Genomic DNA, 24,331 nt, shown 5'->3' on the forward strand with positions numbered 1-24,331 from the left:
TTCAACATTGCGCCTAGATTGCGAGCCAGCCTGAAAGACTGAGCATGCAAGGGGCTTTTCAACAGCCTGTTAGGGCATGCTGATGATCGACGCCGATACGGTGGCCGACGATGCCGCCCTGCATGACTGGTTATCTCACTCCTTTGCGTTTGTGCGTACCCTGCCACCCAAATAAATCATCAGGAATGACCATGCTACAAATCGGGATTGTGATCTACGATGATGCCGAAGTACTGGATTTTGCTGGCCCCTATGAAGTGTTCTCTACCGCCGCCCGGCTCTGTGATAGCCCGCCCTGGCAAGTATCCCTGATCAGTGAAAACCGTGAGGTGATGGCCAGAGGTGCCTTCCCGGTGAAAAGTCACTTCACCCTCGTCGACTTCCCGCCTGTGGATGTATTGCTGGTCAGCGGCGGGGTACATACATCAGCCATGGCCAATACCGCCTTGCTGAACGCCCTGCGTGAAGCCGGCGATTCTGCCAGCTGGGTGACGTCGGTTTGTACCGGTGCCTTTCTACTGGCAGAGGCAGGGCTGCTCACCGATCAGCGGGTAACAACCCATTGGGAAGACATCGCTGATTTACGCCAGCGTTTCCCGGCGCTGGATGTGCAGGAAAATATCCGCTGGGTAGAAGATGGCAATCGCCTCACGTCGGCGGGCATTTCCGCCGGCATCGACATGAGTCTGCATCTGGTGGAGAAGCTGCACAGCCGAAAACTGGCGGATGACACTGCCAGGCAGATGGACTATGCCTGGCAGCAGTGATACCCGCAGGTTGATGGTGCCGGTGAGTAAGGACTAATACTGCGGCGCGAAATAGTGTTCCCGGTAAAGCGGGTAGCGGCTCAGATCCGGCCCCGGATGCAGTTGCTCCGGCCAGTGATACAACATGATCGCCAGCACGTTGCGGTGTTCCCCCTTGTTCATATCAGTGCCCCACTGCGGCGAAGGGATCATGCCGGCCTGTGGGTCGTAGCGCTGCTCCAGTGCCTGGCGAACGGCCCCGACAACCGGGCTGGTGCTCTCCCCTGCCAGCAGAAAGCACAGGGCCATTTCCGTATAGATGTCCGCTTTGGTATGGACGATCAGCTCACGGTGATGGCGCTCCAGATAGTCGAAAATCCAGGCAAAGTCCTGACGTCGGATCGGCTTCTGGTAGTAACCGCTGGCCGCGATGATCACATGGGTCATGCCATAGACCCGGGCATCCAGAGCCGGCCCCGGTTGTGGCGGCTGGTCCGGGAATACCTGGCGAAAGGCCTGCTGAAAGGGTTCCCGCAGATCACGAATACCCAGGTCGTGCAGGTAATAGACGATATTGGCCAGCTGCGGAGAGTAGGCGGCGATTACCTCCGGGTCGAGGATGAAGCGGGCAAAGTCCACCTGGCGCAGATAATCCAGACCCTGCCCCGTTTGGGTAAAGGGTGGTTTCCCGGCAAGACCGAGCTGGTCCACCTTGTTCAGGTAATAGAGCAGGTTCTTGGCAAAGGGAATCTCATCGTGGGCCAGCAGTAGCTGTTTGCGCTGCTGGTCTTTGTCCGTGTCATCCCGGTAGGCACGGGCGATCTGTCTGGCCCGGCTCAGCCGGTACTCGCGGTTGTCTAACTGACTAAGGTCCTGTTGCAGGGAATCGGCGTTGCTGATCAGCTCCTGATAGATGATGGCCAGGTAATCCTGGTCTCCGGTGATTCGGTAAAGGCGGGTGGCGTAATGGCGCTGCTTGTTGGGAAGAAGATCCGGCAGTGCTCGCTCGTAGCGATCACGAATCTGCTCGCCGATAGACTGTGTGGCGGGTGGAGAAATTGCCGTTGGCTGGCAAGCAAGCAACAGGGCGATAAGCATACCGAGCCAGGCAGACTGAACCCATCCCATAGCGCACCACCGTGTCAGCTTGTTTGCGGACCTTTCAATCTAGGTCTCTGAATAAAGCAGTCTGTGCCAACACCTGCAATGGTGCAAAGCTTTACAGGGATTAAGGTTTTACCGGTAGCGGCGGCTATAACGCCAGTACACCACTGCCAGCGATGCAGCCAGGGCGGCCGGGGCCATCAGCGCGGTGAAATGCAGTAGCCTGAACAGTAGGGTTCCCACCACTCCGCCACAGACGAAACCGCCAATCAACAAGACGAACAGCAACAGCCGGCGGCCGTTGAGGGGAATGCCACGCAGCCGGTTGCCGAGCATGATGCCCAGATCCGTGAAGATGCCGGACAGGTGGGTGGTGCGGATGATGGAGCCGCTGTAGGTGGTGACCATGGCGTTCTGCAGGCCGCAGGCCATGGACGCCAGGTAGATGCCGAGATCACTACCCCGTTGCAGTGACAGCATGGCCATGACCAGCAGCGCGGCTTCGATCAACAGGGAAAAACCGTAGTGGCGGCCCAGCTTCAGGGCGGTGCTGGTGATCAGCATGCCACTGAGGGCAGCACCGGCGAGAAAACTCAGTAGGGTGAAAAGCAGGTGCAGGGCATTGCTCAGGGCCAGATCTGCCAGTGCCAGGCCCAATAGCGAGGAGGTGCCGGTCAGGTGAGAGACGGACTGGTGGCTGAAGCCGAGCAGCCCTACCGCATTAACGCTGCCCGCCAGAAAGGCGAGCAGAAAGGCTCCAACTTCTACCCAGGGTGGAAGACGCGTTAGCAAGAAAACCCCCATGCTTATCCGTGGTGATGCGCAAGTGTAACATGCGCGTCAGTGGGGGATTTTCGGCTATTTCTTTTGCTTCTTCTTGCTGCCCTTTGAGCTTTTTTTGCCGTCGCCCTTTTTTCCGGACTTTTTCTTGTTGTCCTTCTTGTCGCTCTTCTTGGTCTTTTTGCTGGTGCCCTTGGTGCTTTTCTTGTCTGCTTTTTTCTCGGACTTTTCGCTTTTGGCTTTGACGGGTTTCAGGGCTTTGGTTTTCTTGCCAGTTTTCTTTTTTTCTTTATCAATTTTTTTGGTCTTGCTGTCGCCCTTCGGAGCAGAGGTGGAGGCCGGGCTATCCGTGTCGAAGATGTCCAGAGCCACAGTCCGAAAGCGGCGCAGACAGTAGCGCACCTGACCGAGACTGAGCCCGCTTTGTTCGGCGGCCTGTTGCTGGGTGTTGCCCTGGTCCAGTGCCAGCAATGCCTTGGCACGAGGGCCGTTCGGGGCCGGTTGCTCGGATCGGGCCTGGCAAGAAGTACGCTGTGCGCTGGTAAGAAGAGAAGACTGACTCATTATAGGTGATCCCCTGAGGTGGGCCCGGCGAGGGTGCCGGGCCTTGGACAAAAATCACGAGCCTTACACAATACGAGACAGCCAGAGAGGAAAGCAAAAAAACAGATTGCCTGTCAGAAAAGTGACATCTTTTAGTCGCCTTTTTGCTGCTTTTCCATCATGTCTGCCTGCAGGATCTCGATCCAGTAGCCATCCGGATCCTTGATGAACGCGAGGCCTTTCATCTTGCCATCATCGGGCTTCTTGACGAATTCGACACCCAGTTTTTCAAACCGCTCGGTGGCGGCGTAAACGTCGGGGACGGTGATGCCGATATGACCAAATCCCTGGGGCTGGGCATTGCCGTCATGGTAGGAAAAGTCCGCATCGTCTTCGCTGCCCCAGTTGTGGGTCAGTTCCAGCATGGCCTCACGGCCAAAGGTGTAGGTGAGTCGTTTGGCATCGTCCTCTGGGACCTGTCGCGCTTCCTCTTCACCCAGGTAGGCCAGGAAGTAGAGGCTGAACTTCATCGCCGGAAAATCCAGCTTGCGGACCAGGCGCATGCCCAGCACCCGGGTATAGAAATCCATGCTGACCGCGGGGTCCTTGATGCGCAGCATGGTCTGGTTGAACAGGAAATCGCGGGTGGCATCGTCCGGAGTTTCACAGAGGCCGTCGGCCTGTTCGAAATGGCGGGACATGGGGGCTCCTGAATCTTTGAGGCTTGGGGATCTTCAGGATATTGGGATGGGGTGAAAGGAATGCAAGCCTCGGTAAGAGAAGCTATCTACGAAGCCGCTGTAGGAACGGAGCGTAGCGGAGTAACGCACGTAGTTCCGTGCGGCCCGAAGGGTGAGCGCAGCGAATAACACCGCTTGAGGTGCGAACCGCGTGCCAACGCGGAATCGACGAAGGAGATCAGGCGCTTCAAGGCTCGACAAATCCAGAGAGTGTCGACGGGTCTTGAGCCTTTGTCGCCTCGCTGCGCTCGGTTCGCACCTCAAGCGGTGCTCCTACAGAAAGGGCGGAGCTTGCGGTTGGCAAGCTCCTGGAGGTGGATGGATCAGGCCGGGGTTTTTTCCACGGTCTTGAGGACTTTCTGCAGGCCGGCCACGGCGCCACCGATGTCGCTGAGGCCCTGGGGCAGCAGCAGGGTGGTGGATTCCTTGGCGACTTTTTCGAAGGCGGACACATACTGCTCGGCAATGCGCAGGCTGACGGCTTCTTCGCCACCATCCTCTTTCACGGCGCCGGCTACCTGGCGCAGGCCTTCAGCGGTAGCAGTGGCGATCAGCTCGATCTGACGGGCGCGACCTTCCGCTTCGTTGATCTGCTTCATCTTTTCACCTTCGGAGATATTGATCATCTCCTGCTTCTCACCTTCAGAGCGGTTAATTGCTGCCTGGCGATCACCCTCTGAACGGTTAATGGCAGCCTGGCGCTCACCCTCGGACTCGGCAACCACGGCGCGACGTTCACGCTCGGCACGGACCTGTTTCTCCATGGCGTCCTTGATGGACACGGGCAGGTTGATGTCGGCCACTTCGTATCGCAGCACTTTCACGCCCCAGGGCTGGGCGGCTTCGTCAACGGCGCGTACGACTTCCATGTTGATTTCGCCGCGCTCCTCGAAGGTCTTGTCCAGATCAATTTTACCGATCACGGAACGCAGGGTGGTCTGGGCCAGCTGCTGGGCTGCCATTACATAATCATCCACCCCGTAGCTTGCTGCTTTCGGGTCGATCACCTGCAGGTACATGACGCCGTCGATGGAGACTTCGATGTTGTCCTTGGTGATACAGCTCTGGCGCGGCACGTCACGGACGATTTCCTTCTGGGAGTGCTTGTAGGCAACCCGGTCGATAAAGGGCATCAGAAAGTGGAGGCCCGCCTCCAGGGATGTCTGGTACTTGCCCAGTCGCTCCACCACATACACCTGCCGCTGCGGCACGATGCGAATCACCATGAAGAGCAGAATGACAACGCCGAGGGCGATGAGAGCGGAAATAATTAAACCTGCCATGGATAGGGTTCCTTGTTATTGCTAGCGAGTTGAGATGAAAACGGGTTGGCGATAGGGGTCATTCAGCCGGTGGTGTCTGCGGCCCTGGCATCCAGGGCTCTACGGTGAGCCAGAGGCCGTCGTGCTGGGTGATGCGCACCATGTCGCCGGGATGCAGGGGCTGGGCACACTGTGCCTGCCAGCGGGCGCCCCGGTAGGAAACGGTGCCCACGCCGTTGTTGAAGGCGTCTGCCACGGTGGCGCGGCCACCGACCAGGCCGGCACTGTCTGCCTCGCCCTCACCGCGGGGCCGCTCATTGCCCATCAGCTTGTCGTTGATCACGCGACGGACGAATACCAGCAACAGCAGGCTGGTAAGGGCGAACAGGGTCAGTTCCCAGGCGGTGTCATCCAGCAGTCCGAGGAACTTGAGGCTGCCTACCAGCAACGCGGCGATCCCGAAGAAAATCACGACCAGCCCGGACACGGCGAATTCCGCGATCACAAAGGCGAGCCCGGCGATAATCCAGTAACTGTATTCTGGCAGATCCATTCCTGTGCCCCTGTAGCGTGTGCATTATTTTGATCAACTAAGATAGCACGTTGGTGACAGGTTAGTCGGTAGGAAAAGGCTGAAAATCAGAAGTCGCAAGCGACAAGCTTCAAGCTGCAACGCGGTTAAGGTCAGCTGTGCAGGGAGAGGTGGTCAGCCGCGGACCAGGCGAAGGGAATTTAGTTAAAGAGATAAGCGAAAGGGGTGGGGCGCGGAGAAGGCCTTTGCGCCAATCAGGCCTTCTCCGCGTTGCAGCTTGAAGCTGATCAGTGCTGATGCCCGCCTACGCCATGGGCATGTTTGTGCGCTTTTTCTTCTTCGCTGGCATCACGGATATCGGTGATTTCCACCACAAAACGCAGGGACTGGCCGGCCAGCGGGTGGTTGGCGTCCACGTCGACGGTTTTCAGGCCTACCTTGAGCACGGTGAGCATGCGCGGGCCTTCGTCGGTGGACACCGTGACCACCTTGCCGGGGCTGAGCTTGCCGGCGTGTTTCAGATACTTGCGGGAGATGCGCTGGAACAGGGTGTTGTCGTATTCGCCGTAGGCGTCTTCCGGGCTCACGGTCACATCGACTTCGTCGCCAACGGCCTTGCCGGTGAGGGCGCTTTCCAGGCCTTTGATGATGTTGTTGTAGCCGTGCAGGTACGCCATGGGCTCGCCGGTTTCCCGGGAGTTTTCAATTTCGCTGCCGTCGTCGGCGTTGAACAGGCTGTAATGCAGGGTAACGACCTTGTCATTTTCGATGGTCATGCATGCTCCGGTTGTCAGGCGATCGGGATGGTGGGCAATTGTGGCGCCTTCATCGCCGCCGGGCAATTACCTCAGTCGCTGTGTTTGCCAGGGAGCATGCGTTTCAGGGTAGTGTCCCTGTCGATGAAATGGTGCCACAGGGCGCCTGCTACATGGATGGCTATCAGGGTCAGCAGCGTGGTCCACAGCACCTCCTTGTGGATGAAGGCGATCTGTTTGGCCAGGTCAGTATTGACCGTCGCTAGCTGGGGCACGTTAAAAACCCCAAATATTTCAATGGTCTTGCCGGCGAACTGGCGCATGGCAAAGCCGCTGAGGGGCATGGCGAGAAGCACCCCATAGAGCAGTCCATGAACAAGACGGGATAGCTGATGCTGCCAGGCAGCGCCAATAGGTGCCGGGCGCGGGTACAGGACGCGACCATAAAGCCGGATCAGTATGATAACCAGCGTGGTGAGTCCCAGGGAAAAGTGCAGCATTTTCCACCATTCGCGCATGGGGTCACTTTTTTCGTAGAACTCATGGAGCTCGACGGCTCCCCAGACCATGACCAGCAACAAAACCACCAGCCAGTGAAGACCTTTGTGTAATGCATGCCAGCTTGTTGGTCTTGTTGCCATGATGCGCTCCCGTTCCATTAACCGAAGTATGCCGGATAAAGATTAACCGGGGCTTAACGGGGATTCACTGATCCTGGTCAGTGTCCGGGTGCAGGCCCAGGGCTTTGCGATCTTCGCCCCGTGCGATCCGGGCCAGCAGATTCCTGGATTGCCGATACCAGCGCCGCCGCCCATTGGGGCCCCATTTGAACCGTTTGTAGGTCCACTGATACTGGCCCAGGTTGCGGTCGATGCAGTGCTGCAGGCCGGTGTTCATGGCGGTGAGGATCTCGGTGGTGTCACTGGCCTGTTCGATGTCCGGGGCGGATTCGAAGTGGAGGTGGATGTCTTTCACACCGCCCTGGCCACGAATGCAGGAAACAATGAACACATGAGGCCGGTAGCGTTGCACCAGCTTGTCGATCAGCGTCGGGGTGGGGACCTCGTAGCCGAAAAAAGGCACGCAGGGATTGCTGCGGTTGCCCGGGTTGTGGTCGGAAAGAATGCCCAGGGTGCCGCCGCTCTTCATGGCGGCGAGGGCCTGTTTGACCCCCTGGCTGTTGGTGGGGATGAGCACCGAGCCGGTACGCTCCCGGGCTGCCTTGACCATGGCATCCATCAGTGTGGCGGGATGGGGCTGGTACATGATCAGGGTCTTGTCGCGGTCGCCCTTGTCACCCACATAGAGGTTGCTGATTTCCCAGCTACCCTGGTGCAAGGACAGCATGAGTACCGGCCGCTCGCAGGCGCAGGCATCCAGAAAGGCTTGTTCGCCGTGGATATGGGTGATCCTGGCCAGGGTTTCTTCCACCGGGCGATGCCAGACATGGCTGAATTCGGTGAGGGTACGGCCCAGTTCGGCCATGCTCTGGCGGCCGATGCGTTTGGCGTCCGCCAGGCTCATGGCCGGGTGGGTGGCCAGCAGATTGATCAGCACCACCCGGTAGGCACTGGCATAGCGCAGTGGCACCAGCGTGATCAGGGTGGCAACAAAAGCCCCGAAGGCGGTGACTAGCGGCAGTGGAAGCCAGGCAAGCAGACGGACCACCAACCACAGGCGGCGGCCTTGATATTGTTTACTCATGATGGCAATTCAATTGTCAGGGTCTCGCCATGCTGCGGGACCCGAAATGTCTCGGAATCGATCTGTTGTTCTTGCAGCGCCAGGGCCAGGGCCCGGGGCGGCGCGTCCATGGGCTCGTCGGTGAGCACAAAGGTGCCCCAGTGCATGGCTACCGACTGGCGGGCGCGAATCTCCTGGTGAATTGTAACCGCTTCTGCCGGGTTTATGTGTACCGGGGACATAAACGAGCGGGGTTCATAGGCGCCGATGGGTAACAGGGCCAGGTCCACGGGGCCGAAAATGTCGCTAATTTCATCGAATAGCGGGGCGTAGCCGGTATCGCCGGCAAAATAGAGGCTGAAATCGGGGAAGTTCAGGCGCCAGCTACACCACAGGGTCCGGTTATGATCGCCGGGGCCACGGCCGCTGAAATGCTGGGCGGGCAGACAGAAGGCTTCCACCTGGCCGTGGTATTCACTCTGCCACCAGCCCAGTTCGATAATGCGCTCCACGCCCAGGTTACGTAGCCAGGAAGCCACGCCCGTCGGAACGAACCAGAGAATCTCGCGACCAAACCGGGCCTGTAGCTGTTTTACCGAAGTCCGATCCAGATGATCGTAGTGGTTGTGGGAGACCAGCACCGCATTGATCGGCGGCAGATCATCGACGGTAAGGGCTGGCGGCACCGCCCGTTTCGGGCCGGCAAAGGACAGCGGTGAGCAGCGCTCGGAAAAGACCGGGTCGGTAATCATATTCCAGCCCCGGTGCTGAAACAGGAAGGTGGCGTGGCCGATCCAGGTCAATTGCGGTTGCGGTCCCGGGTTGGCAAGACGTTGCTGATCCGGCTGCTGCAGAGGGAAAGGCTGATGGCGCGGAAACTGGCCCCGGGTGTCCCATTGCCAGCGCAGGAAGGCACCCAGGCCATGGCGGGGAGTAGGGAACCGATTGCGATACACCCCGGCGCGGGCGGGGTGTTCTGCTGCCAGAGCGGCCAGCCGTTCCCTGTCGATCATGCGCCGTCCCGCAGTCCTGCTACGGCGCCTTCAATGGCATCCAGATCCGGAATCACCGCCAGGTCGCCGCCCACCTGGATGTACATGGCTTCCGCGGGGCCGGTGTCTACCGGTTCTTCCACCGGATCGTCCTTGGCCACTTTCATCATCCGCGGAATCCCCTGCACGATCACCGCATAGAAGGTGCTCTTGCCGGCCACGGTATTCAGTACCGCGATGCGGGCATCCTGGCCAATGGTGATCTGCCCGGACTCGTTGAGTTTCTCAAAGGACAGCAGCGGAATGTTCTGATCCCGCCAGCTCAGCCAGCCCAGCAGCCATTCCGGCCCATGACCGGGCCGATCCGGTTGCCGCAGGGGGATGATTTCGGCGACCACGATGTTGGGGATCAGCCAGGGTCGCCCCTGCATGGGGATCAGCAGGCTGGAAATGTCGGATGGCAAGCTGCTCATAGTTAACCTCAAAGTGTAAGCCGGAGTATGCAGTAGCCCGTGTCAGGCACCCGGCTTCTGTACTTCTGCTTTTAATTCTCTTCTTAACCGTTCCACCAGCTGTCGTGCAAGCTGTTCCGGAGAGCCGCTATAACTGACGCAGCCCGTCTCACGGGTAGAATCGGGCTGGCTGCTGACGGCGCAGGTATCGGCACTCTGTGCCCATACGGGGCAGCCACTGGCGGCCAGCCGGGGGGCGGCGATGGCGCCGTCATTGCCCATGCCGGAAAACAGGATAGCGCCGCAGGCGTTACCGAAGCCCTCGCCCACGTGCTGTATCACCTGATCAATGGACGGTGCATAGGGCCCTTCCCAGGCCTGACCAGTGGACTGGATGCGACCGTCGTGGCGAAATTTCACCGCGTATTCCACCGGCGCGATGGCCAGTTCGCCATGGCGCAGGGCGCTGCCGTCCACGCCTATTTTGCAATCAATGTTGTTGTCCCGACCCAGCACGCCGCACAGGGTGTCGAGGAAGCTGGCGTCGATATGCTGCGCCAGCACAAAGGCTACCGGCAGATTGGCCGGCAGGCAGTCGAGAAACAGTTTCACCGCCGCCGGGCCGCCCAGGCTGGCCCCCAGTACCCAGACCCGCTTGGGTCGGTCGCCGGGGCGAATGGTTTCGAATTCCCTCGGGGTGGGGATTTTTACCTGTCGCGGGCGCTGGGGGATCACTTCCAGCCGCTCTTCCACTGCCGGCTTGCCGATGTAATCCACCAGCTTGGTCACCAGCCGCCGTTCCCATTTCGGGTAGCGGGCATCGGTGCGCGCCGGGGCCTGACCATCGCAGAACAAAATGGGTGCAGCAGCGTCTTCCAGCAGGTTATCCAGAAAAGCCTGCCAGCGGTCTTCGCTCGACAGGTCTACCACCCACAGATCCAGAGCCCCCTCTTCCAGCCAGCGTTTTTCCAGGGCTTCCGGATCCGTGTTGACGACCACCTGGTAGCCCTGACCTTTCACTGCGCTGGACAGCAGGTGGCCCTGCAATGTGCTGTCGGCGATTACGCCGACCCGGCCCGGTGCGGTCATTCGTTACCTGTTTCCTGCAACTCGCCCAGCAGTTCACGAATGGTGGAGAGTAGTTCGTTCTCCTGGAACGGCTTGCCCATGTAACAGTTCACGCCGATATCGAAGGCCCGTTCGCGGTGTTTTTCGCCGGTGCGCGAGGTAATCATGATGATCGGCACGTCTTGCAGGCGGCTGTCGTGGCGCACGTGGGTGGCAACTTCGAAGCCGTCCATACGTGGCATCTCGATATCCAGCAGCATCACATCCGGGCGGATATCTTCCAGTTTGGCGATGGCATCCATGCCGTCCTTGGCGGTGACCACTTCGTAGCCGTTGCGCTCCAGCAGGCGAGTGGTCACCTTGCGCACGGTAACCGAGTCATCGGTGACCATGACCAGTGGCGTATCGCGCTTGAATTCGGTTTCTTCGTCTTCTGGCACCGGTTCCTGGGGCAATACCGGAATGTCTGTGACACCCAGGGTCGGCACCTGCACGTGGGCGGCACGGATCAGCGAGTGGATATCGAGAATGATCACCACGGAGCCATCCCCGAGGATGGTGGCGCCGCTGATGCCGGCCACCGAGGCCAGCTGCGGGCCGACCGATTTCACTACCACTTCCCGGGAGCCCACCAGGTTGTCCACCACAATGGCCACGGTGTGTTCGGTGCTGCGGATCAGCAGTACCGGCATGGGGGTGGTGTGGTTTTCCAGGTGCGGGCTGCGGGTGCCATGGACGAAATTGCCGAGGTATTGCAGTTCGTAATCCTGGCCCACATAGGTGTAGACCGGGTTGTCTTCCTCGAAATAGTGCTGCAGCTCGAAGGGGCTGATACGCACGATGCCTTCGATCTGGTTGAGCGGGATGGCGTAGGTATCTTCCGCCGCTTTCACCATCAGCGCCCGGTTCATGGCCAGGGTAAACGGCAGGCGGATGATGAAGCGGGTGCCCTGCCCCTTGTGGGAATCGATGGTCACCGAGCCGCCCATCTGCTTGATCTCGCTGGCCACCACGTCCATGCCCACGCCACGGCCGGAAATCTGCGTGACAGCGGCGGCGGTGGAGAAGCCGGCATGGAAGATGAACTGCTGGATTTCCTGTTCGGAGAGTTGCGCGTCCGGGGCGATCAGGCCGCGTTCCACGGCTTTCTTGCGCACTGCGTCGGTGTCGATGCCCTTGCCGTCGTCGGACAGGGTAATCACTACCTCGCCACCTTCGCGGCCCAGCTCCAGGTTGATGCGCCCGGAGTCGTTCTTGCCGGCGCTCTGGCGACCTTCACGGGTTTCGATGCCGTGATCCACGGCGTTACGCAGCATGTGCTCCAGGGGCGCCACCACCCGTTCCATCAGGGAGCGGTCAAGTTCGCCTTCCGGGTTGAGCACATCGAAATCCACCCGTTTGTCCACTTCACCGGAAATCTGCCGGACGATACGGCGCAGACGTGGTACCAGGCGGCTGAAGGGCACCATGCGGGTGCGCATCAGTTTTTCCTGTAGCTCGGTGTTAATCCGCGATTGCTGCAGCAGCAGGGTTTCCGTGTCCTTGGTGCGGTCCAGCAGGGTGTTCTTCAGATCCAGCAAATCCGAGGCGGATTCCGACAGCTGCTTGGTGATCTGATGCAGCTCGGAGTACTGATCCATTTCCAGCGGATCAAAGTCTTCGTCGATTTCGCCCCGTTCCACGCCCTGCTGATAATTGGACATGATCTGCGCTTCCGTTTCCGAATCCAGACGGCGCAGCTGTTCGTAGAGGCGCTGTACCGTGTTGCCCATTTCCTCCACGTTGAAGGTGAACTCGGAAATCCCCTGCTCTACCCGACCGCGGTTAATGGAGGTTTCCCCGGCCAGATTCACCAGCGCTTCCAGTACATCGGCCCCGACCCGCACCATTTCCTGGGGTTGCGCCTGGTTTTGACGCTGGCGGCGGTCATCCTGTTTCGGCTGTTGCGGTTGTGGCTTCTCGGCTGCCGGCGCCAGGGCCGTGCTGCTCTCTTGCGGGGCGGCGGCGGGCTGGCGGCGGGCGCTACGGGCCACCGACTCCATGCCCCGGACAATCTGGTCGTACCAGTTGATCATGGGCTGGAAATCTTCCTGGGTGGGCGCTTCGCGGCGCCTCTCCAGCTGTAGCAGGTAGGTTTCGAAGTCGTGGCTGATGTCGCCCAGCGGCTTCAGGCCGGCCAGTCGCGCACCGCCCTTGAGGGTATGCAGGGCGCGCTTGAGGTCATCGGTGAAATCGGTGCTTTCCGGATGGTCTTTCCAGGAAGTCAGACAGGCATCAATGATTTCCGCCAGTTCATCGGACTCTTCCAGGAAAATTTCCAGAATTTCCGGATCACTGTCCGATTCCCAGTCACTGTAGTCGTCGTCCGCATGTTCGCTGGTAGCCGGCGCCTCCTGCCTGGTGGTCGCCGGTGGCGGCGCTTCTGTTGGCGCTGGTGCGGCAGAAGCAATAGCAGGCAGGCTGAATCCTGCCGGGTCTGCCACATAGCCGTGAATGGCCTGGATCAGGGTGTCGCCCTGGGGCAGCGGTCGGCCGGCCTTGAGTGCCTCTACCATTTCCGCCAGTTGGTCATGGCAGCGATGCAACAGATCGAACAGGGTCGGTTCAATGGCCAGGCGGCTTTGCGCCAGGCCTTCATAAAGGGTTTCCAGCTCGTGGCCCAGATCGCCCAGTTCGCTGACTTCCGCCATGCGCGCACCACCCTTGAGGGTGTGCAGGTCGCGTTGCAGGGATTGCAGTTCGATCAGGTTGTCCTGCTCGCCGATCCACTGCTCCAGGCTGCTGCCGGCGGATTCGAGAATCTCGTCGGCTTCTTCCAGAAAGATTTCTACCAGCTCCGGGTCACGCTCCGGTTGAGGGGGCGCCGGAGAGGCGGGCGCGTCCTCAACCGCAACGGGCGCGGGGCTGCCGGTGTCTTCGGCAAAGTCGGAAGCGGCTTCGTGAGCCTGGGGTTCACTGTCGAGGGTGGCGCTGGAGTCCGGCGTGTGGCTGACCTCGCGGTCGCCGCGCAGGAAGGCCTGGATGGTGCTGACCAGTTCCGGGGCGTCTTCCGGGGTTCTGCCGCCGCGCAGGGCGTCGATCATTTCGGCGAGCCGGTCGTGGCAACGGTGCAACAGGGCAAACAGGGCCGGGTCCGTTTGTTGCTGGCCGTTATGATGCGCTTCGTAGAGATTTTCCAGTTCGTGGGCCAGATCGCCCACCGGGGCCACGGCGGCCATGCGGGCCCCTCCCTTGAGGGTGTGAAGGTCCCGCTGCAGACCATCCACGTTGCCGGCATCTCCCTGTTCCCACTGGTCCAGGGTATGGCTGGCGGATTCCAGAATCTCTTCGGCCTCTTCCAGGAACAGGCTGACCAGTTCCGGATCCATGTGGGCCTGATATTCACCACTGCTGGCCCAGCTGTTGGTATCCGGGGTGCTATCCACAGCCTGGGGATCCGCGCTGCTGTGAGAGAAGGCATCGTCCCAGTGTGGTGAACGTCCGCCGGGGCCAGGGCCATCGCCGTCCGGGCCGCTGTTTTCTGCCAGTTCGTGAAGCGAATCCACCAGCCCCAGTTCCGGGCGCACGGTCTGGCCGGCGGCCAGGCAGTCCATCATGTTGACCAGAGCATCCTGGCCTTCACCAGCCAGCGACAGCATCTGTTCGCTGCAAGCCAGGCGGCCGGATTCCACCGCGCTGTAGCAGGCGGCCAGGGCCGCGGCCAGGGCGTGAATTTCGTTGAGACCGGCGGTGGTGGCGCTGCTGGAAAGCAGTTGCAGTTCGTCGCGCAGTTTTACCAGCTCTTCGGTCTGTTCCGGATGCTGGGCCCACTGGTCCAGTAGTTGTTCCGCGTCCACGATCAGGTCCATGCCTTCGGAAAGGAACACGGAAAGGATGTGTGGATCCGGGCCGGAGTCATTTTGGTCGGCCAGCCCGTCGCGGTGTTGCTGTAGCGCGGCGATCAGGGCATCGGCGCCGGGCAGATGGGGTTGAGCGAGCTGTTCCAGGTTGTTGAGCACCAGGCGATGAGCCTGTCGCAGCAGTCCGGCCTGCTGGGTGGTTATCCGGCGGTTGCTGCTGATCAGGTCGCGGACCAGTTTTTCAGCCGGTTCCGCCACTTCCGCCACCGCTTCGATTTCCGCCATGCGGGCACTGCCCTTGAGGGTGTGCAGGGCGCGGTGGACGCTGTCGTCCAGGGTGTGTTCGGATAAATCCGGGTCTACGGTGTCCAGCCACTCATCTATCAGTGCCAGGTTGCGACGGGCTTCGCTGGCGAAGATCTCCAGCAGCACCGGGTCGGGTCCCTCCTCGCCGTCGGCATCCGCTGCGGCGTCGTCACCGTCACTCATGTCCGGAATGTCAGAAAGACTGTCGATACCGTTGTCGGCGCTGTCGCTATCTACGGACGCGGTTTCGCTGGCGGGTTCGGCTGCTTCTTCATCAGGCAGGCTGAATTCGATGGCGCCATCATCGATATCGTCGTTGTCTTCCCAGGCAAGGTGGGCATCGCTATCGTCGGAGGCGTCGTTGAAGGCAGCCAGATCCTCCATGGACAGGCTATCGTCATTGTCGGTGCTGCTTTCCGCGAACGAATCGCTGTCCGCGGGCAAGGGGATTTCCAGCGTGTCGTCGCTTTCCGTGTCATCGCCGAGTGCAGCAAAGTCGGTCTGGTTGTCAGCGTTGCTGGTTTCGCTGCCAGTGATGGCCGGTACCTGATCAATCTGGCCGCCGGCGGCCAGGGTGTCGGCGGCGTCGGCCAGCGGTTGCACATCGAACGGGTCTGGCTGTCGCAGGGTAAAGGCATCCACCAGAGCGGGAACGCGATTGCGCACCTCCTGTACCAGCGCAATCAGCACCGAAGTTGGTTCAATGCTGCGGTCAATGACCCGGTTAAGCATGTTCTCCACGGACCAGCCCAGCTCGCCCACGGTGCTGGCACCGACCATGCGGCCGGAGCCTTTCAGAGTGTGGAAGGCGCGACGGAATTCCACCAGGGATTCCTCATCGCTGGTGTTGGCGGCCCAGCGCGGGAAATATTCATCCAGCGCGTCCAGGACTTCGCTGATTTCTTCCTGGAAGATTTCGATGATTTCGTCATCGATCAGATCGTCATCATCGTCAGAGGGACTCTCGGCGACCGGTTGCGGCTCGTCGTCGGATTCCTGCGAAGCGGACTGTGTTTCCTGTTCGGTGGAGGCCGGCCCGGTAATTTCTAGAGTGCGGTCGCCTTTGTCGAGGCTGCCCTGCAGGGCATCGTTGCTGTCGTCGAAAGCTTCTTCCAAAGAGAAGTCTTCATGCAGATCGTCGCCGTCGAGACTGTCGTCGGCATCAGGCTCAGCATGCAAAGAGATGGACTCGTCGACGGTGTGGCTGTCAGTCCGGGCCTCTGCGTCCAGCTCAATGCGTTCCACTTCGAACTGGTCATTGCCGAAATCACTGCCCTGCTCCAGCGGGTAGCCGAGAGCGTCCACACTGGCACGGGCCAGTTGCAGGATATCGTCGGTGGTTTCCGGATCGTCGCTGAGACGTTCCAGATAGTACTCCACCGAGGTGATGGCATCGGCCAGGGTGTCCATGCTGCGCCAGTCCGGTTTGGGCTGGTCGGCGTCAAGCAGCTTTTCCTGAATGAAGAGCACGCATTGGCGCAGAATCACCGCAGGCTTGCTGAGCTGGATCACTTCCAGACCGCCGCGCACGGCATTGAGTCGCTCCGGCACCGGCTCCAGGTGCTCCGGGTTCCACTGGGAAGCAATGAACTCGACGATGCCGTCCTTGGCCTCTTCCAGGCCGGCACGGCATTCGCGCAGTACCGCATCCATGGCCTGGCCCACGTGGCCGGGCATGTCGCTCTGGTCGCCGGGGTAGGACTTGCCGCGACGGTCACCGCCGCTGATACCCGCCAGGGTGGCTTCCACATAAAGCAGGGCGCCGGCGATATCCATCAGGGTTTCGCGTTCGGCGGGACGTTTGCCGGCGACAATGTCTTCCACCGCGTGGAGCTGTTCTTCTACCAGGGTGCGAGGCTGGCCAAGGCCAAGCACTGCCACGGTGTCGGCTACCTGTTTCAGGGTGACCGTCTGCGGCTGCAGTTTGCTGGCGTCGCTTTCGCCACTGTGGACGAAGGTTTCCAGGGCATCCTTGACGGTGGTGATTTCCTCGGACAGGGCCTTCACCACGGAATTCATGGCTTCGGCATCCGGGCCGGTCATGCGGGCCCGTTCTGCGTTGACCAGGTCATCGGAAGGGAGTGCATCGTCCAGGCGGAAACGGGCTTTGACATCGCGAATGCGCGGGCTGTCTACCTCTGCCTTGGCCACGTAATAAAGCAGGTTCTTGATCAGTTCGGTGGGCGCCGGCTGGTTCAGGCTATTGGCGCCGTCGATGACCAGTTCACGCAGGTTGCGGTCCACATGACCGAGCATCAGTTTTACCGAGGTGCCCAGGGTAATGGCGTCTTCCGATAGGCCTTCCACCAGGGCGTTGCTGATGGCCCATAGCGGGGCACGCGGAGCGTCACCAGTGACTTGCTCAAGTTTGCTAAAGACCTTGGCCATATAGCCCAGGTTCTCACCCATGTTGTCGTTGCGCAGCACGCCGAGCAGGGCAATCTGGAACATCTGGCGAATTTTCTTGGCCAGCTGAATAAAACGGGGATCGTTGAGCAGGTCATCCGGTATCTGACCACTGCCGGTGGCGTCGGTCAGGTCCGGCTTGAACAGGGCGGTTTCCGACAGCAGCGGTTCGCCGCGGGCGGCGCGCAGGTCGTTGAGTAGCGGCAGCAGCACCACCGGCAGGTCACGACGGTTGGTGGCTACCCGATCCAGATAGGGGGGCAGCTGCAAGATGGCCCGCATCAGGGTTTCCTGGCCGTCCCCCACATTGCCTACCCGGCCTTCAAGCAGGGCCTGGGCCAGCTTTTCCATTTCCTCGGCGAGCAGAGCAGCACCGTAGAACTCCACCATTTGCAGGGTGCCGTACACCTGGTGCAGATGGGCCTGGCAAAAACGCATGCGGGTGGCGTCGTCCGGGGTATCCACGAACGCTTCCAGTGCCTGCTGCGCCTGGTTCAGGGTTTCCTGGATCTCCCCGCGAACCCAGTCCAGAGCCAGATAGTCGTGACGGTCACTCATGACGTCTCCTGTCATACTCAAACCTGCCGTCACTGCGGGCAGGTTTTTTTATTATCTACAGCGCTTATCTACAGCGCCGGAAGGCCAGCGTATCGGCGAAATGTATACGTTCCAGATCCGGATGTTGCCAGTCGGTCACTTCCCCGGGACCGAGCACCAGAATGCCACCGGGAGCGAGTCGTTCCGCCAGACGGTTGACGATCTGGCGTTTCCGCCAGCGGCGAAAGTAGATCAGCATGTTCTGGCAGAAAATCAGATCCATGTCGTTCATTGGCGCGTTGCTCAGATCCAACACGTTGAGCCGGGCAAAGCAGATGCGCTCACGCAATACTGGCGTCACGGCCAGAGTTTGTTCATTGCCGCAGGGCTGAAAATATTTCTCCCGCAGTAGCGGGTCCACCTGCAGTACCCGGCGCGCCGGGTATTCCCCTTTGCGGGCCTTGGCCAGGGTGGGCAGGCTGATGTCGGTGGCGGTGATTCCGTAGAATAGTTTGCGGCCGCCGCCGTTGAGCTGCTCATTGATCATCATGGCGAGGGAATAGGCTTCCTCGCCGGTGGAGCACCCCACGCTCCACGCATCCAGGCTGGCACCGTCGGGCTGCTCGGCCTTGAAGCGCTGTACGAATTCCTCCACCAGGGCATAGGAGCTTGGGTGGCGGAAAAAGCTGGTTTCCTGCACGGTAAGCCGGTCTACCAGTACCGACCATTCCATGGCCCGGGATTCTGTGGAGCCCACCATCAGGTGTTCGTAATAGGTGTCGTAGTCTTCGATGCCCAGCTCGCGCATACGAATGCTCAAGCTGGTTTCGAGGAAGGTCTTGCGCTCGTTGGACAGGGTCATGCCGGTGCGCTCTTCCAGCAACGCCTGCCATAGCTGGAACTGCTCCGCATCCATGGCGGGCGTGCTTTTGATGGACCAGCGGTCTGTCACTGCAGCACCCATAGCATCACTCCTTTAGCCGGCGCGAGCCGGATCAGGAGTGCTCCGGCAGGCGGAAGCCGGCAACAGAGTTACGCATCTCCTGCGCCATCTCGGCCAGGTTACCAATGGATCGCGCAGTCGCGGTGGTACCGGCGGAGGTCTGCGAGGTAATTTCCTGGATCACGTTCATGGTGTTGGAAATGTGACCGGCAGACGCTGCCTGCTGGCGCGCCGCGTTGGAGATGTTCTGGATCAGGTCCGCCAGGGTTTTCGATACGTTCTCAATTTCTTCCAGTGCCACACCAGCGTCCTGCGCCAGACGGGCCCCTTTTACCACCTCGGCGGTGGTGGCTTCCATGGAGATTACCGCCTCGTTGGTATCGGTCTGAATGGTTTTTACCAGGGTCTCGATCTGCTTGGTCGCGGCGGCGGAACGTTCCGCCAGTCGCTGTACCTCATCCGCTACCACCGCGAAGCCCCGCCCGGCTTCACCGGCCATGGACGCCTGAATGGCGGCGTTCAAGGCGAGGATGTTGGTCTGGTCGGCAATGTCGTTAATCAGGGATACGATGTCGCCAATTTCCTGGGAGGATTCACCCAGACGCTTGATCCGTTTGGAGGTTTCCTGGATCTGTTCGCGAATGGTGTCCATGCCGTGGATGGTGGCCTGTACCACTTCGGCGCCCTTGTTGGCGATGGCTACCGCTCGTTCCGCTACCGCCGCCGATTCGGCGGCGTTGGCGGATACCTGGTCAATGGACACCGCCATTTCGTTCACAGCGGCGGAGGCGCCGGCAATTTCCTGGGCCTGGTGCTCGGAGGCTTCGGCCAGATGCATCGCCGTGGACTGGGTTTCCTGGGCGGCCGAGGCCACCTGTACCGCCGAGTTGTTGATGGTTTGTACCAGGCTGCGCAGCTGGTCAATGGAGTAGTTGATGGAGTCAGCGATGGCACCGGTGAAGTCCTCGGTTACCGTCGCCTGTACGGTCAGGTCGCCGTCCGCCAGGTCACCCAGTTCGTCGAGCAGTCGCAGAATCGCCGCCTGGTTACGCTGGTTCTCGCTTTCCAGCTCGTCCTTCAGCGTTGCCGCCTGACGGTTACGCTGGGCCATGATCAGGAAGAACAGCAGTACCGCGATGGCAGCAGACAAGCCACCCAGGGTCACTGACGGGAAGAAGGTGTTGGTGGAGCCTTCAAACTGGGTGTTCAGGTTGCTGGATTCCTGCAGCAGATCCTGGGAGCGAAGGAAGATGGTGTCGGCCGCGTTACGTACCTGGAACAGTTCGGGAGCGGTTTCCAGGATTTCATCCACGGACTGGTTAACGAATTCGTCGAACAGGTCGGCAATCTCGGCCAGGTAATCCAGGGCATCCGGGTCGTTGACCTGGTCAATGCCCATGGCTTCGTCGCCTTCGATCATGCCGTTCATGACCCGGCCAAACAGGCTGGCATCACGACCAAAGGCATCCGCCGCAATCACCGCGCCGTCGCCACCTTCCAGCACTTTGGAAATAGAGCTGAGAATCCGTTCGGCCAGCAGGGACTGACGCTGGGCAAAGGCGATCTGATCCGGCTCAGCGCCGGTGGCCACCAGAATGTCCACCACGCCTTCATATTCTGCCTGCAGGGAAGGAATGGTCTGGGCCAGGGTGTCTGCCACTTCGTGCAGATCCAGAACCGTATCTTCCCCGCGCAGGATGATGCCCGCGTTGCTGTTCACTTCGGACCACAGGCTGCTCAGACGTTCTTTCACCTCGGTATTGTCGACCGGTTCGTCTTTAACGTCATCCCAGGCGGATTGAAAGCTCTGCTGGGATTTGGCCAGCAATTCGAAGGCGTCGGCGTTACCGGCAGCGGCCTCAAGGGAGTTTTTGGCGATCTGCTGGGAGATAACCCGCATATCAGAGGCCAGGGTAATATTCTCCTGGGCCTGGTTCGCCGTGGTTGCGGAGAGCAGGAAATTCACCACCGCCAGAACGATAAAGACGGCAAGGCCGATGTACAGCGCGATATTCAGCGTGCTGCCTTCCGCGCCCCCCCGCAATTTGTCAAAGATTGCTCCCGAATTGAACTTCATAGTCTGGCTCCTGGCCTGGCGTTCGCTCTTCTTATGTACCCCAAATGCTTATATACAGCTCAGCCGGTGCGGGCGACCTGCATAAAGCGCGGATCCTCTGCCAGCCGGGTCAGGCTGAACACGGACCAGTACTCCCCGTCCCGCCGGTAGGCGCCGCGCACAAAAGGTGTGACGCTGGCATCGCTGACCGGCAGTGATTCCACAAATTCATCAATGGGGAAATGTTGCATCCCCAGTACCTCGTCCACCGTCATGCCGGTGTACAAGTCATCCTGGTCCAGGACCAGCAACCGTCGGCGCTTTTCCTGGACCGGCGAATTCTTTTCCAGAAAGCCACTGAGATCCATCACGGTCATCAGCCGGCCCCGGACATTGGCCACGCCCTTCATCCAGCTGCGTGCGCCGGGAATGCGGGTGTAGGCCGGCACCGAGAGGATTTCGGAAACCTCATCCAGCGGTGCCACGTATTTCTTGCCATCCATCACAAAGCCCACGCCGCTCCAGTAGCTGACCGCATCCTGCTGCATAGGCAGGTCTTTGGCCTGCTCGCGGCAGCGACGGTTGTAGTCGGCCAGTTGAATATAGGCGGCGGAAGCAGTTGCGCTCATCAGGGGCTCCGAATATCAGCCGTCGGCCAGCATGCGCTCGACAGTTTGCAGGAGCACATCCTCGTCCACCGGTTTGGTCAGGTAGTCCTTGGCGCCCTGGCGTTTACCCCAGACACGGTCGGTTTCCTGATCCTTGGTGGTTACGATGACGATGGGAATGTGCGCGGTATCGGCACCCTTGGTGAGCTGGCGGGTCGCCTGGAAGCCGTTAAGGCCCGGCATTACCACATCCATCAGAACCAGTTCGGGCAGCTCGGAGCGGGCCATGGCGACGCCATCGGCTCCATTGGCGGCCTCGAGCACCTCGTGGCCGTGCTTTTCGAGTATCTCCCGCAACTTGTAGGTTTCGGTGGGAGAGTCATCCACAATCAGAATACGTGCCATCTTATCCTCTTCAGGCTCAGAGACGCTGTCGCTTAACCGCTGATATGCTGTCGAATCGCGCCGAGAAGCTCGTCCTTGGAAAACGGCTTGGTCAGATACTCGTCGGACCCCACTATCCGCCCCTTGGCCTTGTCGAAAAGGCCGTCCTTGGATGACAGCATGATCACCGGGGTGGCCTTGAAGGCACTGTTGTTCTTGATCAGGGCGCAGGTCTGATACCCGTCAAGGCGCGGCATCATGATGTCGACGAAGATGATATTGGGTTTGCTGTCGGCGATTTTGGCCAAGGCATCGAAGCCATCGGTGGCGGTGATCACTTCACAACCTGCTTTCTTCAACAAGGTTTCCGCGGTGCGACGGATGGTTTTGGAATCGTCGATCACCATTACCTTGAGGTCTTGGAAATTGTCAGTCATGGAAACTGCCTTTAACCGTGAACCGTTGTTGGCCGCAACTTATTGTAATTTTTGGCCTTTCTAGTAATTCGATGGGCGGGGGTGTAGCGAGACAAGCCCAAGCGAAGTTTTTAACACAGATTCTACAATCAATCTATAAGACCCTATGAAACTTGAGAAAATGCCCCGCGCATCCCTGCATAGCGGTGGGCAGTCAGCGCTGCTAACATTGCCCGGCCTGATCCCGATGTCTGTGGAGACCCCATGAGTCTGCGTATTGGTGTGGTGATGGACCCCATCGCCAAAATCAAACCCTGGAAAGACAGCACCTTCGCCATGCTGCTGGAAGCGCAACGACGTGGCTGGTCATTGCTCTACATGGAGCCGGCGGATCTATACGTGCGAGATGGTCGCACCTTTGCGGCCACTCGGGCACTGTCCGTCACCGACAATAACGACGATTGGTACCGTCTGGCCGACGCCGTGAATTACGATCTGGCCGATCTGGATATTATCCTGATGCGCCAGGACCCGCCGTTCAATGCGGAGTACATCTACGCCACCTACCTGCTTGAAAAGGTGGAGCGTGAAGGCGTGCTGGTGGTGAATCGGCCTGGCAGTGTCCGCGACAGTAACGAAAAACTGTTCGCCACTGACTTCCCGCAGTGTTGTGCTCCGACGCTGGTCTCCAGCCAGTCCGGGCTGCTGCGCGATTTTGTACGGGAGTTCGGTGACACTGTGATGAAGCCACTGGATGGCATGGGTGGCAGCAATATCTTCCGGGTGCGCCAGGACAGCCCCAATATCTCGGTGGTGATCGAGGTGCTGACACAGCACGGCAAGACGCCGATCATGGCTCAGCGCTTCGTGCCGGAGATCACCGAGGGCGACAAGCGCATCCTCATGATCAATGGCGAGCCGGTGCCCTATGCGCTGGCGCGGATCCCCAAGGAAGGTGAGCTGCGTGGCAATCTGGCCGCCGGCGGCACTGGTCAGGGCCGCGAGCTGACCGACCGCGATCGCTGGATCTGTGAGCAGGTGGGCCCCACGCTCAAGCGCAAGGGGCTGTATTTCGTGGGCCTGGACGTGATCGGTGATTATCTCACCGAGATCAACGTGACCAGTCCCACCTGCATTCGCGAGCTGGACGCGATCTTCGGCATCAACATTGCCGGTCAGCTGTTCGACATGTTGCTGGAGTTGCGGCAGCCATCATAGACGATGAGTACGGTCCGGGGCACACTCCCTGGCCGTTTAAAGGCAGTAACAAAAAGAAGAAATCATGGCAGCCAATTCACCCGTCAGCGCCTCCGACCGCCTCACCTTTACGGTGTTCCTGGCGTTAGCGTTCCACGGCATTCTCATCTTCGGGGTCAGCTTTGCCCCCGAGAAGCAGCGCGCCGCCCCGCATACCCTGGAAGTCACCCTGTCCCAGCATCGCAGCGATGACGAGCCGGATGAGGCGGACTTTATTGCCCAGAGCAACCAGCAGGGTTCCGGCGATCTGGCCGAGAAGCAGGAGCTGACCACCACCGAGCAGGTGGATTTCGCCGACAACAAGCTGGACAAGGTGCAGCTCAAGGAAAAGACCACCCGTGAGCGTCGTGACCGCCAGTCCCAGTTGCTGGTCATCACCACCGCCCGTACCAGCGATCACCAAATCAAGGCGGACGAGCAGGAGAAAACCGATCCCAAACCGTTCAAGGTAGCCAAGCAGGAGAACCTGCAGGACCTGAGCCGCGAGATCGCCAGCCTGCAGGCCCGCCTGGATGCCCAGAAACAGGCCTATGCGAAACGTCCGCGCATTCGCCGCCTGACCTCGGTATCCGCCAAGGCCCACTACGAAGCCCAGTACATCGACAACTTCCGTCGCGAGGTGGAGGCCATGGGCACCCGCAACTTCCCGTCCCGGGCGCTGAACAGTAATACCTTCGGTGCAGTGCGGCTGGTGGTAGCGATCCAGAAGGATGGCCAGCTCAAGGAAGTACGCCTGCTGAAATCCTCCGGCCACAAGTTCCTGGACCAGGCCGCCATCCAGAGTGTGCGCCTCGCGGCCCCCTTCGATGCCTTCACTCCAGAGATGCGCAAGAACATGGATGTGCTGGAAATCATCCGCACCTGGAAGTTCGACAAAAACCAGCGGGTGTCGTCGAAATAATAGCTACGAGCTACGAGCTAC

21 protein-coding genes are annotated in these 24,331 nt (G+C 60.0%); 3 read left to right on the plus strand and 18 right to left on the minus strand.

Annotated features, from left to right (window positions below; translation table 11 throughout):
• Window positions 1-191 precede the first annotated feature (191 nt).
• Window positions 192-767, plus strand: coding sequence for a DJ-1/PfpI family protein (locus B3Q33_RS00575; protein WP_273010025.1), 576 nt, complete (start codon window positions 192-194; stop codon window positions 765-767).
• 33 nt (window positions 768-800) lie between these two features.
• Here B3Q33_RS00575 and B3Q33_RS00580 read toward each other — a convergent pair whose 3' ends face one another.
• From B3Q33_RS00580 to pilG, 18 genes are all read right to left on the minus strand, one after another.
• Window positions 801-1,874 carry a DUF3541 domain-containing protein gene (locus B3Q33_RS00580; protein ID WP_273010026.1) on the minus strand — a complete coding sequence of 358 codons (1,074 nt, stop codon included), beginning with the start codon at window positions 1,872-1,874 and terminating at the stop codon, window positions 801-803.
• A 108-nt stretch (window positions 1,875-1,982) separates the two neighbouring features.
• Entirely contained in the window at window positions 1,983-2,642 is a 660-nt protein-coding gene (locus B3Q33_RS00585) for a YoaK family protein (protein ID WP_273010032.1), read from the minus strand.
• A gap of 66 nt (window positions 2,643-2,708) precedes the next feature.
• Window positions 2,709-3,194 carry a helix-turn-helix domain-containing protein gene (locus B3Q33_RS00590; RefSeq protein WP_273010040.1) on the minus strand — a complete coding sequence of 162 codons (486 nt, stop codon included), beginning with the start codon at window positions 3,192-3,194 and terminating at the stop codon, window positions 2,709-2,711.
• Window positions 3,195-3,325: 131 nt separating this feature from the next.
• Window positions 3,326-3,874: a lactoylglutathione lyase gene (gene gloA, locus B3Q33_RS00595; RefSeq protein WP_273010047.1), complete on the minus strand. Its 549-nt coding sequence runs from the start codon at window positions 3,872-3,874 to the stop codon at window positions 3,326-3,328.
• Between the two features lie 362 nt (window positions 3,875-4,236).
• On the minus strand, window positions 4,237-5,196 hold the full coding sequence (locus tag B3Q33_RS00600; protein WP_272962055.1) for an SPFH domain-containing protein: 960 nt from the start codon (window positions 5,194-5,196) through the stop codon (window positions 4,237-4,239).
• 58 nt (window positions 5,197-5,254) lie between these two features.
• Window positions 5,255-5,728 (minus strand): NfeD family protein, encoded by a 474-nt coding sequence (locus B3Q33_RS00605; RefSeq protein ID WP_035245795.1) that lies wholly within the window; start codon window positions 5,726-5,728, stop codon window positions 5,255-5,257.
• A 266-nt stretch (window positions 5,729-5,994) separates the two neighbouring features.
• On the minus strand, window positions 5,995-6,483 hold the full coding sequence (locus B3Q33_RS00610) for an FKBP-type peptidyl-prolyl cis-trans isomerase (protein WP_272962056.1): 489 nt from the start codon (window positions 6,481-6,483) through the stop codon (window positions 5,995-5,997).
• Window positions 6,484-6,554: 71 nt separating this feature from the next.
• Entirely contained in the window at window positions 6,555-7,103 is a 549-nt protein-coding gene (locus tag B3Q33_RS00615; protein ID WP_272962057.1) for a cytochrome b, read from the minus strand.
• Between the two features lie 64 nt (window positions 7,104-7,167).
• Window positions 7,168-8,166, minus strand: coding sequence for a lysophospholipid acyltransferase family protein (locus tag B3Q33_RS00620; RefSeq protein ID WP_272975124.1), 999 nt, complete (start codon window positions 8,164-8,166; stop codon window positions 7,168-7,170).
• On the minus strand, window positions 8,163-9,158 hold the full coding sequence (locus B3Q33_RS00625; protein ID WP_272962059.1) for an MBL fold metallo-hydrolase: 996 nt from the start codon (window positions 9,156-9,158) through the stop codon (window positions 8,163-8,165). Before B3Q33_RS00625 ends, B3Q33_RS00620 begins: the two co-directional genes overlap by 4 nt.
• Entirely contained in the window at window positions 9,155-9,610 is a 456-nt protein-coding gene (locus tag B3Q33_RS00630; protein WP_035245803.1) for a chemotaxis protein CheW, read from the minus strand. The genes B3Q33_RS00625 and B3Q33_RS00630 overlap by 4 nt, the downstream gene beginning before the upstream one ends.
• Window positions 9,611-9,652: 42 nt before the next feature.
• Window positions 9,653-10,678: a chemotaxis protein CheB gene (locus B3Q33_RS00635; protein ID WP_272975123.1), complete on the minus strand. Its 1,026-nt coding sequence runs from the start codon at window positions 10,676-10,678 to the stop codon at window positions 9,653-9,655.
• Window positions 10,675-17,766: an Hpt domain-containing protein gene (locus B3Q33_RS00640; RefSeq protein ID WP_272975122.1), complete on the minus strand. Its 7,092-nt coding sequence runs from the start codon at window positions 17,764-17,766 to the stop codon at window positions 10,675-10,677. Before B3Q33_RS00640 ends, B3Q33_RS00635 begins: the two co-directional genes overlap by 4 nt.
• A 64-nt stretch (window positions 17,767-17,830) precedes the next feature.
• Complete coding sequence (locus B3Q33_RS00645; protein ID WP_035245809.1) at window positions 17,831-18,709, minus strand: CheR family methyltransferase; 879 nt, start codon at window positions 18,707-18,709, stop codon at window positions 17,831-17,833.
• Window positions 18,710-18,740: 31 nt separating this feature from the next.
• A complete protein-coding gene (locus B3Q33_RS00650) occupies window positions 18,741-20,765 on the minus strand; it encodes a methyl-accepting chemotaxis protein (protein ID WP_286826434.1) in 2,025 nt (674 codons plus the stop codon).
• Window positions 20,766-20,824: 59 nt separating this feature from the next.
• Window positions 20,825-21,373, minus strand: a complete 549-nt coding sequence (locus B3Q33_RS00655) for a chemotaxis protein CheW (protein WP_035245813.1) — start codon at window positions 21,371-21,373, stop codon at window positions 20,825-20,827.
• A 15-nt stretch (window positions 21,374-21,388) separates the two neighbouring features.
• Window positions 21,389-21,757: a twitching motility response regulator PilH gene (gene pilH, locus B3Q33_RS00660; RefSeq protein WP_035245814.1), complete on the minus strand. Its 369-nt coding sequence runs from the start codon at window positions 21,755-21,757 to the stop codon at window positions 21,389-21,391.
• Between the two features lie 32 nt (window positions 21,758-21,789).
• Window positions 21,790-22,173, minus strand: a complete 384-nt coding sequence (gene pilG / locus B3Q33_RS00665; RefSeq protein WP_035245815.1) for a twitching motility response regulator PilG — start codon at window positions 22,171-22,173, stop codon at window positions 21,790-21,792.
• Window positions 22,174-22,416: 243 nt separating this feature from the next.
• Here pilG and gshB point away from each other — a divergent pair, with 243 nt between their 5' ends.
• Complete coding sequence (gshB, locus tag B3Q33_RS00670; protein ID WP_035245816.1) at window positions 22,417-23,370, plus strand: glutathione synthase; 954 nt, start codon at window positions 22,417-22,419, stop codon at window positions 23,368-23,370.
• Between the two features lie 64 nt (window positions 23,371-23,434).
• Window positions 23,435-24,310, plus strand: coding sequence for an energy transducer TonB (locus tag B3Q33_RS00675; protein ID WP_035245817.1), 876 nt, complete (start codon window positions 23,435-23,437; stop codon window positions 24,308-24,310).
• The last annotated feature ends 21 nt before the right edge of the window (window positions 24,311-24,331 follow it).

Origin of the sequence: Alcanivorax sp. UBA3183 (genome assembly GCF_002364155.1) — a bacterium.
In the GTDB taxonomy this organism is placed as follows: domain Bacteria; phylum Pseudomonadota; class Gammaproteobacteria; order Pseudomonadales; family Alcanivoracaceae; genus Alcanivorax; species Alcanivorax jadensis.

Excerpts from the sequence above, each read along its gene's own strand:
- B3Q33_RS00575 (WP_273010025.1), top strand. The coding sequence starts at position 192 with ATGCTACAAATCGGGATTGTGATCTACGATGATGCCGAAGTACTGGAT.
- B3Q33_RS00580 (WP_273010026.1), bottom strand. The coding sequence starts at position 1,874 with ATGGGATGGGTTCAGTCTGCCTGGCTCGGTATGCTTATCGCCCTGTTG.
- B3Q33_RS00590 (WP_273010040.1), bottom strand. The coding sequence starts at position 3,194 with ATGAGTCAGTCTTCTCTTCTTACCAGCGCACAGCGTACTTCTTGCCAG.
- gloA (WP_273010047.1), bottom strand. The coding sequence starts at position 3,874 with ATGTCCCGCCATTTCGAACAGGCCGACGGCCTCTGTGAAACTCCGGAC.
- B3Q33_RS00600 (WP_272962055.1), bottom strand. The coding sequence starts at position 5,196 with ATGGCAGGTTTAATTATTTCCGCTCTCATCGCCCTCGGCGTTGTCATT.
- B3Q33_RS00605 (WP_035245795.1), bottom strand. The coding sequence starts at position 5,728 with ATGGATCTGCCAGAATACAGTTACTGGATTATCGCCGGGCTCGCCTTT.
- B3Q33_RS00610 (WP_272962056.1), bottom strand. The coding sequence starts at position 6,483 with ATGACCATCGAAAATGACAAGGTCGTTACCCTGCATTACAGCCTGTTC.
- B3Q33_RS00615 (WP_272962057.1), bottom strand. The coding sequence starts at position 7,103 with ATGGCAACAAGACCAACAAGCTGGCATGCATTACACAAAGGTCTTCAC.
- B3Q33_RS00620 (WP_272975124.1), bottom strand. The coding sequence starts at position 8,166 with ATGAGTAAACAATATCAAGGCCGCCGCCTGTGGTTGGTGGTCCGTCTG.
- B3Q33_RS00625 (WP_272962059.1), bottom strand. The coding sequence starts at position 9,158 with ATGATCGACAGGGAACGGCTGGCCGCTCTGGCAGCAGAACACCCCGCC.
- B3Q33_RS00630 (WP_035245803.1), bottom strand. The coding sequence starts at position 9,610 with ATGAGCAGCTTGCCATCCGACATTTCCAGCCTGCTGATCCCCATGCAG.
- B3Q33_RS00635 (WP_272975123.1), bottom strand. The coding sequence starts at position 10,678 with ATGACCGCACCGGGCCGGGTCGGCGTAATCGCCGACAGCACATTGCAG.
- B3Q33_RS00640 (WP_272975122.1), bottom strand. The coding sequence starts at position 17,766 with ATGAGTGACCGTCACGACTATCTGGCTCTGGACTGGGTTCGCGGGGAG.
- B3Q33_RS00645 (WP_035245809.1), bottom strand. The coding sequence starts at position 18,709 with ATGGGTGCTGCAGTGACAGACCGCTGGTCCATCAAAAGCACGCCCGCC.
- B3Q33_RS00650 (WP_286826434.1), bottom strand. The coding sequence starts at position 20,765 with ATGAAGTTCAATTCGGGAGCAATCTTTGACAAATTGCGGGGGGGCGCG.
- B3Q33_RS00655 (WP_035245813.1), bottom strand. The coding sequence starts at position 21,373 with ATGAGCGCAACTGCTTCCGCCGCCTATATTCAACTGGCCGACTACAAC.
- pilH (WP_035245814.1), bottom strand. The coding sequence starts at position 21,757 with ATGGCACGTATTCTGATTGTGGATGACTCTCCCACCGAAACCTACAAG.
- pilG (WP_035245815.1), bottom strand. The coding sequence starts at position 22,173 with ATGACTGACAATTTCCAAGACCTCAAGGTAATGGTGATCGACGATTCC.
- gshB (WP_035245816.1), top strand. The coding sequence starts at position 22,417 with ATGAGTCTGCGTATTGGTGTGGTGATGGACCCCATCGCCAAAATCAAA.
- B3Q33_RS00675 (WP_035245817.1), top strand. The coding sequence starts at position 23,435 with ATGGCAGCCAATTCACCCGTCAGCGCCTCCGACCGCCTCACCTTTACG.